The organism is Streptomyces sp. NPDC048353 (assembly GCF_055587165.1).
The window spans coordinates 996,324-1,005,569 of sequence record NZ_JBVJGU010000002.1 but is presented as its reverse complement, the minus strand read 5'-3'; the positions used below and the strand labels follow the sequence as shown (position 1 = coordinate 1,005,569).

Below are 9,246 nucleotides of genomic sequence, written 5' to 3'. Positions count from 1 at the left end.
GGAGTAGACCGCCGTGTCCGCGCCACCACCCAGATTTCTCAGCCCCTTCGTGCGCACGCGCACACGGCTGTCACTGACCCTCGGCCTCGTTCTGGCCGCCCTCACCGCTGCCCTCCTTCCGTGGTGGCAGCCTCAGACCCCGCCCGTGGCCCAGGGCAACAAGGCCACCGAGGCGAAGCCGGCGTCGACCGGCCCCCGTGACGAGTCCGCTGCCGTCGCCGAGGCCAAGCGCACGCGGAAGCAGGTGCTCGTCGACACGGCGACCACCGCCACGCAGCAGACCTGGGCGCTCCCCAACGGGCAGATGCGCTCCCAGATGCACGCCACGCCGCAGCGCGCGAAGAACGCCGACGGCGAGTGGGCCCCGATCGACAACAAGCTGGTCCGCTCGGCGAAGGCGCCCCGTGGGCTCGGCATCGTGCCGGTCAACGCCGCCGTTCCGGTGCGGTTCTCCAGCGGCAGCAAGGACGCGTCGCGTGCGGACCGTTCCTTCGCCCGCGCTCCGCAGCCCGGTCAGACCGTCCTCGCCGAGATGGACGTCGCCGGCCACACCGTCGCCTACACCTGGCCGGGCGCCCTGCCCGAGCCGGTCCTCGACGGCCCGCGTGCCCTCTACTCCGAGGTCCTGCCCGGTGTCGACCTGCTCCTGGTCGCGCGTGAGGAGGGCGGTGTCGCCCAGCTCCTCATCGTGAAGACTCCGGAAGCGGCCAAGCAGGAGGCGCTGAAGTCGGTCGCGTACGGACTCCAGTCCACGACGGCCACCTTCCAGCTGGACGCCCCCAAGGGTCGCGTCCTCGTGCTGGACAAGGCCGGCAAGGAAGTCGCGTCGATTCCTACGCCCTTCGCGTGGGACTCCAGCGGCCAGGACCCCGAGGCGCCCACCACCACTCCCCGTACGTCCGTGGCGACCCCCGCCGACGTGCTCAAGCTCTCCGGTCTGACCGGTATCGAGCCCGGCGCCCACTCCGCCCCGCTCCCCGTCGCCCTCGACGGGGACAAGACGAGCACCGCCCGGCTGTCGCTGAACGTCGCCGAGACGGGTCTGTTCACCAAGCCCGGCGTGAAGTTCCCGGTCTTCGTCGACCCGACGATGAACGCCGCCTGGCAGGCCTGGACCACCGCCTACCGCAAGTACCCCAACAGCAGCTTCTGGAACGGTACGAACTTCTCCTCCGGCACCTCCGACGCCCGCGTGGGCTACGAGAGCGACACCGGCGGCCTGGGCCGTTCCTTCTGGCGCATGGCCTTCGACCCGAAGATCAAGGGCGCCACGGTCACCCGCGCCTCCTACAAGGTGCTGAACAACCACTCCTGGTCCTGCACGGACCGTGAGTTCAAGTTCTACCTGACCGGCTCGATCTCCACGGGCACGACCTGGAACGCGCAGCCGTCCTGGTCCACCCACCTGCAGTCGAAGTCCTTCGCCCACGGCTGGTCCACCTCCTGCGGGGACGCGTACGAGGCGTTCGACAACGCCAACGTCAAGGCCGCCGCCCAGAAGGGCGCCGACAACGGCTGGTCGAACATCACCTTCGGCATGCGCGCCACCAGCGAGAGTGACACCCAGACCTGGCGCAAGTTCCGCGCCACCTCCGCCACCCTCGAGGTCGACTACAACCGTCCCCCGAGCGAGCCCACCGCCGGTACGACCTCTCCTGGCGGCGCCTGCACTCCGGGCCCCGGCTCCGGCGTGGTGGTCGGCCGGACCAACATCGTGCTCTCGGCCAACGCCAAGGACGGCGACGGGAACCTCTCCAAGCTGCGGTTCCGTTTCTGGCCCACGGGCGGAACGGTCCCGGCCCCGGTCGACATCACCCCGAACTCCTCCGGCACCGCGCAGCGGATCATCTCCGCGGCCGACCCGATGCTGAAGGACCTGAAGACCAACACGACCTTCTCGTGGGACGTCCACGCCATCGACCAGGTCGGTGCCGTGTCCACGTACTTCCCGCCGAACACCACCGAGCCGTGCCGCATCACGGTCGACCCGACCTCGCCCCCGCAGCCGGACGTCTCCAGCCCGGTCTTCAAGGAGGCCACGAGCGACGGCGCGACCTGGGCGACCGTGAAGTTCGGTGAGACCGGTCCGATCACCTTCACCTCCACCGGTGCGGCGAAGTTCCGTTACGGCTTCGAGGGTCTGAACTACAAGGACGTCACCGCGGTCAACGGCGCGTTCACCGACACCGCGCTGAAGCCCCCGCACGCCGGTCCGAACTGGCTGCACGTCTTCTCGCTGGACTCGCTGGGCAACGTCAGCGCCCGGACCGACTACGCGTTCTACGTGCCGCCGCGCGACACGGCCGACGGCCCCGGTGACGTCGGCGGCGACGGCATCGCCGACCTGATGACCGTCAACGCCAACGGCAACCTCGTCTCCATGTCCGGCGGCCCGGGCGGCGAGCTGTACGGCGGTATGGACGGCTCCTACACCAAGGGCCCGGACGGCAAGGTCGTCCTCAACCCGCCGGGTCACTGGTTCAACGCGACCACCGGCAAGGCGGCCCTGATCGCCCACCACAGCGACGCCTACCCCGGCGACGGCACCACCGACCTGTTCGCGGTCACCCCGGACGGCCAGTTCTGGCTCTACCCGGGCGACGGCTACGGCACCTTCAACATCGGCGACCGTCTGAAGGTCCGGCTGCCGGCGAACACGCCGGCCCCGTCGACGTGGACCATGATGAAGGCCGTCGGTGACATCACCGGCGACAAGAAGGCGGACGTGGTCGTGCGGGTCGGGACGGCGTTCTGGACGCTGTCCGGCTACAGCGGCGCCACGTTCGAGACCGCCACGCTGATGGAGGGCTCCGCGTGGGGCCGCCGCGACATCGTGAACGTCGCGGACATCGACAAGGACGGCACGCCCGACCTGCTGTGGCGCAACCTCGACAACGGCGTCATGTACATCCGCCACGGCAAGCCCGGCACCGTCGCGGGCAGCGTCGACCTCAACTCGCTGAAGGTCGCGGCCAACTCGCGCGAGGGCGTCGACACCCAGTACGGCACCGGCTGGACCGAGGCGGCCGTGAACAGCGCCATCGGCATCCCGGACGTGAGCGGGGACGGGATCCCCGACATCTGGACGCGTACGGCGGCGGACGGAACGATCAAGATCTACCACCCGTCCACCACCAACACGAACCCCGCCGTCAAGACGGTGCTTTCGGTCAACTGGAACGGCGTCAAGTCCTTCGGCTGATCCCCGTCCCACACCAGTCCCACCAGCCACGCCAGCTACACCCGTTACACCCGTTACACCCGTTACACACCAGTGAGCCCCCGGCGCTTCGTGCGCCGGGGGCTCACCCCGTTTCAGGGAGCGGGAGGGGTCGTCAGCCGCCGATCGGCTTGCGCATCTCGGCGCGGACCTCGGCCGTGGTCGCGGCGATCTCCGCGAGGTCGACGTCCTTCGGGTCGGCGACGGCCGACTCGGCGGTGACGACGGCGACGAAGGAGGCGGTGTTGTCGTCGCCCCAGGCGCACATGGGGAGGGTCGCGGTCCCGGTGGCGTCCTTCGAGGTGGTGACCTGGCAGGAGACGGTCAGACCGTCGTGTCCGGCCGGGGTGTAGTCCTTCGGCGGTACGACGAGGGTGGACTGCTTGTCGACGGCGCCCTTGAGGATGGCGGCGCGGGTGCCCTCGGGGTCCTTGAGGCGGCCGTGGAAGCCGGAGACGACGAGGACCGCGTTCTCCTTGCCGCCGTACTGGGCGATGGCGGCCTTGGCGTCCTTGACGGTGGGATCGTAGGTGTCCTCCACCTCCTTGCCCTCGGTCTTGGAGGCGTCGCTGATGAGCTTGTACTCGCCGCTCAGCAGGGTCTTGGGGACGACGAGCCGGTGCGTCGCCTCGGGGAACGAGCCGGTGGCCCCGGCCCCGTCGAGCACCTTGACCCCGAGGAAGCCCAGGCCGCCGACCACGACGACGGCGCCGACGACGATCCCGACGACCAGCCCGGTCCGCTTCTTCCTCGGCCCCTGTCCCGGCGCCCCGAACGGGGGCTGCCCCCACCCCGCCGGCCCCGGATACGGCCCCGGATATTGCCCCGGGACGCTCTGCCCGGGAACGGCCTGCGGATGACCCTGGGGCGGTCCGAACGCTCCCGACGGCTGCTGCGGGTACGCGGGCGCCTGCTGCGGGTACGCCTGCGGGGGCGGCACGTGCCCCCCGTACGGAGAGTGGGGCTGCGGGTTCTGCGGAGGCGGCATGCTCATGCCCCGCACGGTACGTCACCGCCGTCACCCCTCCCGCGGCCCCCTCCTCCACCGCCGTCACCCCTCCCGCGCCCCCTCCTCCACCGCCGCGCGTACCTCCTCCACCCGTGCCTTCTCCTCCGCCGCGAACCGCTCGCGGTCCAGCGCCTCCGCGAACTCCTCGTCCTGGGTCATCAGCAGGTCCAGGTTGGAGTCACCGAGGTCGAAGACGCCCATGTCCAGGTAGGCCTTCTGGAGGCGTTCGCCCCACAGGCCGATGTCCTTCACGCACGGGACGATCCGGCTGAAGAGGAGCTTGCGGAAGAAGCGCAGCGACTCGCTGTGCTCCGTGAGTTCCTCGGCCTCCTTCCTCGGGATGCCGAAGTTCTCCAGGACCTCCACCCCGCGCAGCCGGTCCCGCATCAGATAGCAGCCCTCGATCACGAACTCCTCGCGCTCGCGGAGCTCCGCGTCCGACAATTGCCGGTAGTAGTCGCGCAGCGCCATCCGGCCGAAGGCCACGTGCCGGGCCTCGTCCTGCATGACGTACGCGAGGATCTGCTTCGGCAGCGGCTTGTCCGTCGTGTCGCGGATCATGCCGAAGGCCGCCAGCGCGAGGCCCTCGATCAGGACCTGCATCCCGAGGTACGGCATGTCCCAGCGCGCGTCGCTCAGGGTGTCGCCGAGCAGACTCTGGAGGTTGTCGTTGATCGGGTACAGCATCCCGATCTTCTCGTGAAGGAAGCGGCCGTAGATCTCCGCGTGCCGCGCCTCGTCCATCGTCTGGGTCGCCGAGTAGAACTTGGCGTCCAGGTCGGGGACGGACTCGACGATCCGGGCGGCGCAGACCATCGCGCCCTGCTCGCCGTGGAGGAACTGGCTGAACTGCCAGGAGGCGTAGTGCCGGCGCATCTCCCCCTTGTCCTTCGGCGTCATCGCGGCCCAGTAGCGCGTGCCGTGAAGGGTCATCACCTCGTCAGGTACGCCGAGGGGGTCGTAGGGATCGACCTCCAGCGACCAGTCGATGCGCGTGGCGCCGTCCCACTGCTTGTCCTTGCCCTTCTGGTAGAGGGCGAGGAGACGGTCGCGTCCGTCGTCGTACTCCCAGGTGAAGCGGGCCGAACCCGTCGCCGGTACGGGCCAGATGGGCTCCCCGGGGGCCTTCGCGTAGAGGTCGTGCGTCGACACCGACGCCTCCTTCACTCGGAACGTTGAGCGGGCCGCCCTCTAGCTGACACCTTGGTAGACACGGGGTCAACAAGTGGCGCGCAAGGGATTGACGGCCTTACTGACGAGCAGTCTCATAAGAGTGACCATCGGTGACCCGACCGCCGTCCCGCTCCACCGGCCGCGAGCACAGCGAGGTGCCCCTCCGTCATGACCGCCCTGACCGAGCAAGACTTCACCCTCCTCCGGGACGCCCTGGGCCCCCTCCGCGACCGGGAACAGGTCGCCGAGCGGCTGCTCGAGTCCTCCCTCAAGCACTCCTTCGACCCCGAGACCGAACTCGACTGGGAGGCCCCGGTCGAGGACGGCAAGTGGTTCTGGCCGCCGGAGCTGGTGTCCCTCTACGACACCCCCCTGTGGAAGCGGATGTCCGAGGAACAGCGGATGGACCTCGCCCGCCACGAGGCCGCGTCGCTCGCCTCGCTCGGCATCTGGTTCGAGATCATCCTGATGCAGCTGCTCGTGCGGCACATCTACGACAAGTCGGTCACCAGCAACCACGTGCGCTACGCCCTCACCGAGATAGCCGACGAGTGCCGGCACTCGATGATGTTCGCCAGGATGATCCAGAAGGGGGGCGCGCCCGCCTATCCCGTCCCGCGGATCTACCACAACCTCGCCCGCGTCCTGAAGACCGTCTCGACCACACCCGGCTCCTTCGCCGCCACCCTCCTCGGCGAGGAGATCCTCGACTGGATGCAGCGCCTGACCTTCCCGGACGAGCGCGTCCAGACGCTGGTGCGCGGCGTGACCCGCATCCACGTGGTCGAGGAGGCGCGGCACGTGCGGTACGCCCGCGAGGAGCTGCGCCGGCAGATGGTGACCGCGCCGCGCTGGGAGCAGGAGTTCACCCGGCTCAGCTGCGGCGAGGCCGCCCGCGTCTTCTCCGTCTGCTTCATCAACCCGCAGGTGTACGACAACGTCGGCCTGAACCGCCGCGAGGCCGTCGCCCAGGTCAAGGCGAGCGGCCACCGCCGCGAGGTCATGCAGTCGGGCGCCCGGCGCCTGACCGACTTCCTCGACGACATCGGGGTACTGCGCGGGCCCGGCCGGCGACTCTGGAAGGCGTCGGGGCTGCTGGCGTGACGGGCGGGGCCGGGCCGGGGACTCCCCGGTGCCGTCCCGGCCCCGTCCGGCGCCGCTCGGTGCCCGTCTGTGCCAGTCGGGGCCGGTCGGTCCCGCTCCGGTGCCGCTGGACGCCACTCGGTCCCGCACCGGCGCCGCCCTGCCGGAGCGGACCGCGGCTGCCCGGCCGGGGGCGGCGGAGTTACGCTGCGTGCATGACCAGTCCCGGCACGCCCGCGTCGCCCGCGTACCGTCGGCTCAGTGTCGAGGAGCGCCGGATCCAGCTCCTCGGGGCCGCCCTGACGCTGTTCGCGCACCGGGCGCCGGACGACGTCTCGCTCGACGACGTCGCCGAGGCGGCCGGCGTCTCCCGGCCGCTCGTCTACCGCTACTTCCCCGGCGGCAAGCAGCAGCTGTACGAAGCCGCGCTGCGCTCCGCCGCCGACGAGCTGGAGCTGTGCTTCGCCGAGCCGCCCGTCGGATCGCCGACCGAACGGCTCTCCCGCGTCCTCGACCGCTATCTCGTCTTCGTGGACCAGCACGACGCCGGGTTCAGCGCCCTCCTGCGGGGCGGCAGCGTCGCCGAGACGTCCCGGACCACCACCATCGTCGACGAGGTGCGGCGCGCCGCCGCCGAGCAGATCCTCGTCCACCTGGGCGTCGACCGGCCCGGGCCTCGGCTCGGAATGATGGTGCGGACGTGGATCGCCGCCGTGGAGGCGGCCTCGCTGATCTGGCTGGACGAGGAGAAGCAGCCCCCGGCCCGCGAGCTGCGGGACTGGCTGGTCGACCATCTGATCGCCCTCCTCGCGGCGACGACCGCCCGGGACGAGGAGACGTCGGGGGTGGTGAAGCGGATGCTCGCGCAGGAGACGGCGGACGGGCCGGTGGGGACGCTGGCCCGGCGGGTCCTCCCGGTGGTCGGCGAGGCGGCCCACCTCATATGAGACTGGTGGGGTGAAAAGCGAGAACACCCCCTTTCGCGGCGGGCCCCTGGACGGCCGGGTCCTCCCTGTCCTCCTGGGTCCGACCGGCCATCCCCCGAAGTGGTACGAGGTACCGGTCCCCGACGTCGACGACGGGCCGCCGACCGTGTACGCGTACCGCCGTGAGCCCGCCGGACACACCAAGCGGCTCGGCATCCAGCGCGGCTGGGTCTACGAGTACGCTCCCGGCGGCCGCGAGCGCCGCGAGCTGAAGTGGCCCTGGTCCAAGCCCTCCGCCCCACCCGCCGCGCCACCGGCCGCCCCGCCCGCGTCCCCGCCGGACGAGTGAGCCACCCCCACCGAAACACCCCTTCATGCGTTAATCGGATGATTTGGTGCGCCATCATCTCCATGGAGGTGATGGCGTGTCAGGAAGGCTGCTGCGCACGATCTGTACGGGGGCGGTGCTCGCCGCGACGACGGCGCTGACGGTGGTCTCGCCGGTCGAGGCCCCGGGCGCCCCCGCGGCCGCCCTGGCGGGGGCTCCCGCCAAGGCCCCCACGCCCCCCGTGCCCGAGCCCGATCCCGAGGACGGGGACGGGGACGAAGCCGCACCGGTGGACGAGCTGGGCGAAGAGCCGGACGATCAGCCGGGTGAGGGCTCAGCCGGCGACCCCGCCGAAGCCGCCGCCCCCGCCACCGACCCCCCGGACGCCGAAGCCCCCGACCCCCCAGGCCCCGCCGACGCCGACGATGACGCCGCCGCTCTCCCGCCCCCCGGCGGTGACTCCGTCGCCTCCCTCCTCACCCGGCTCCGGACGCTCTACCGCCAGGCGGAACAGGCCACCGAGACCTACAACGCCACCGAAGAGGCCCTGACGCGCCACACCGCCGACACCCGGAAGGTCACCGACCGGTTCGCCGCCGCCCGGCGGGCCCTCGCCCAGGGACGGGACGCGGCCGGGCGGCTCGCGCGGGAGCAGTACCAGGGCCGGGCCGCCGCCTCGGCCCTCTCCTCGTACCTCGACGTGCTGCTCGCCCCCGACCCCCGGCACGCCCTCGACCGCAAGCAGCTCGTCACCCGCGCGGCCCGCGACCGGGCCGCGACCGTCGTGCGGCTCCGGAGCGCGGAGAAGCGGGCCGACGCGCTCGCGCGGGCGTCCCGCGAGGGCCTGGAACGCGAGCGGAAGCTCGCCGGGCGACAGCGCAAGCAACGCGACGACGTCCGGGCCCGGCTCACGGAGGTCGAGCGGCTGCTCGCCTCGCTCTCCGCCGCGCAACTGGCCCGGCTGACCGAGCTGGAACGGACGCAGACCGCGGGCGCCCAGCGCGAACTCCTCGGCTCCGGCGTCCTGGACGTGCGCCGCACGCCCTCCCGCGCGGGCGCCGAGGCGCTGCGCCACGCCGTCCGCCAGATCGGCAAGCCGTACGTGTGGGGCGCCGAGGGGCCGGAGTCGTACGACTGCTCGGGGCTGACCCAGCAGGCCTGGGCGAGCGCCGGTCTCGAGATCCCGCGCACCAGCCAGGAGCAGTGGCGGACCCTGCCCAAGGTGCGGCTGGACGAGCTGCGCCCGGGTGACCTGGTCGTCTATTTCCCCGAGGCCACCCATGTGGCCGTCTACGCCGGCGAGGGCATGGTCGTGCACGCCCCCCGCCCGGGCGGCCGGGTGAAGGTCTCCCCGATCGCGGCCAATCCCCTGCTCGGGGCGGTCCGCCCCGACCCCGGCGGGGCGCCCCTGGACGCGTACGCGCCGCCCAAGCTGCCGGAGGGGGCCACGGACGGCTCGGACGAGGGCTTCGACCAGCCCTGAGCAACCAGGGCGAGGGCGGGCGGT

General features: G+C 71.6%; 7 protein-coding genes. 5 read left to right on the top strand and 2 right to left on the bottom strand.

Translation table 11 applies throughout. The features are described 5' to 3' along the window. The first annotated feature begins 49 nt into the window (after positions 1–49). A complete protein-coding gene (locus ACZ6RC_RS09985; RefSeq protein ID WP_469580541.1) occupies positions 50–3,202 on the top strand; it encodes an FG-GAP-like repeat-containing protein in 3,153 nt (1,050 codons plus the stop codon). Positions 3,203–3,335: 133 nt separating this feature from the next. On the opposite strand, the gene ACZ6RC_RS09980 is transcribed toward ACZ6RC_RS09985, so the two are convergent. Next, the gene (locus ACZ6RC_RS09980; protein WP_469580538.1) at positions 3,336–4,214 is read right to left on the bottom strand and encodes a hypothetical protein; all 879 of its coding nucleotides are present in this window, start codon (positions 4,212–4,214) and stop codon (positions 3,336–3,338) included. A gap of 57 nt (positions 4,215–4,271) precedes the next feature. Further along, complete coding sequence (locus ACZ6RC_RS09975; RefSeq protein ID WP_469580535.1) at positions 4,272–5,381, bottom strand: ferritin-like domain-containing protein; 1,110 nt, start codon at positions 5,379–5,381, stop codon at positions 4,272–4,274. A gap of 189 nt (positions 5,382–5,570) precedes the next feature. Here ACZ6RC_RS09975 and ACZ6RC_RS09970 point away from each other — a divergent pair, with 189 nt between their 5' ends. The 4 genes from ACZ6RC_RS09970 (at position 5,571) to ACZ6RC_RS09955 (ending at position 9,222) form a co-directional block, all read left to right on the top strand. After that, a complete protein-coding gene (locus tag ACZ6RC_RS09970) occupies positions 5,571–6,506 on the top strand; it encodes an AurF N-oxygenase family protein (protein ID WP_391139243.1) in 936 nt (311 codons plus the stop codon). 194 nt (positions 6,507–6,700) lie between these two features. Continuing rightward, positions 6,701–7,432, top strand: coding sequence for a TetR/AcrR family transcriptional regulator (locus tag ACZ6RC_RS09965; RefSeq protein WP_469580532.1), 732 nt, complete (start codon positions 6,701–6,703; stop codon positions 7,430–7,432). A gap of 10 nt (positions 7,433–7,442) precedes the next feature. Beyond that, positions 7,443–7,760: a hypothetical protein gene (locus ACZ6RC_RS09960; RefSeq protein WP_453613719.1), complete on the top strand. Its 318-nt coding sequence runs from the start codon at positions 7,443–7,445 to the stop codon at positions 7,758–7,760. Between the two features lie 76 nt (positions 7,761–7,836). Further along, positions 7,837–9,222, top strand: coding sequence for a C40 family peptidase (locus ACZ6RC_RS09955; protein ID WP_469580529.1), 1,386 nt, complete (start codon positions 7,837–7,839; stop codon positions 9,220–9,222). Positions 9,223–9,246: the final 24 nt, after the last annotated feature.

Excerpts from the sequence above, each read along its gene's own strand:
- ACZ6RC_RS09980 (WP_469580538.1), bottom strand. The coding sequence starts at position 4,214 with ATGAGCATGCCGCCTCCGCAGAACCCGCAGCCCCACTCTCCGTACGGG.
- ACZ6RC_RS09970 (WP_391139243.1), top strand. The coding sequence starts at position 5,571 with ATGACCGCCCTGACCGAGCAAGACTTCACCCTCCTCCGGGACGCCCTG.
- ACZ6RC_RS09965 (WP_469580532.1), top strand. The coding sequence starts at position 6,701 with ATGACCAGTCCCGGCACGCCCGCGTCGCCCGCGTACCGTCGGCTCAGT.